This window comes from bacterium, assembly GCA_026414725.1.
Lineage (GTDB): Bacteria > Ratteibacteria > UBA8468 > B48-G9 > JAFGKM01 > JAAYXZ01.
This window is the reverse complement of the sequence record JAOAIL010000061.1, coordinates 1-646: the sequence shown is the minus strand read 5'-3', so window position 1 is coordinate 646 and position 646 is coordinate 1. Positions and strand designations below refer to the sequence as shown.

The 646-nt window shown below is 32.2% G+C and carries 1 protein-coding gene; it reads right to left on the bottom strand.

The window, feature by feature from the left end; all coding sequences use genetic code 11:
* A partial coding sequence (locus N3D17_07850; protein MCX8083275.1) for an alpha amylase C-terminal domain-containing protein occupies nt 1-646 on the bottom strand: 646 nt, incomplete at both ends.

Genomic DNA, 646 nt, shown 5'->3' with positions numbered 1-646 from the left:
ATAAAATCCAGCTTTAGGAAAACCAATTCTATAGTTAAATCTTGGAACAGGTGTTAAATTGAAAACAAACAATAAAAAATCATTATCATTTTCAGCCTTTCTAAGAAATGAAATAATACTTTGGTCGTGATCAGAAAAATCAATCCATTGAAATCCTCTCCAATGAAAATCAATTTCATATAATGCCTTTTCATTTTTATAAATAGTGTTTAAATCTCTTATAAATTTAGATAAACCTCTATGTGCATTATCAGAAAGTAAATTCCATTCAAGTTGCCAATTCCAATTCCACTCGTTTATCTGTCCAAATTCTGACCCCATAAAAAGTAGTTTTTTACCAGGATGCCCATACATGTATCCAAATAGTGCCCTCAAGTTTGCAAGCTTTTGCCATCTATCACCTGGCATTTTTTGAAATAGGGAACCTTTGCCATAAACAACTTCATCATGAGAGAGAGGCAAAACAAAATTTTCTGAAAATGCATATAAGAGACTGAATGTTATAGCATTGGTATGATATTTTCTATAAATGGGATCTCTTGAAAAATAGAATAACGTATCATGCATCCATCCCATATTCCATTTCATTGTAAAACCTAATCCACCAATGTAAGTTGGCCGAGTAACCATGGGCCAAGAAGTAGAC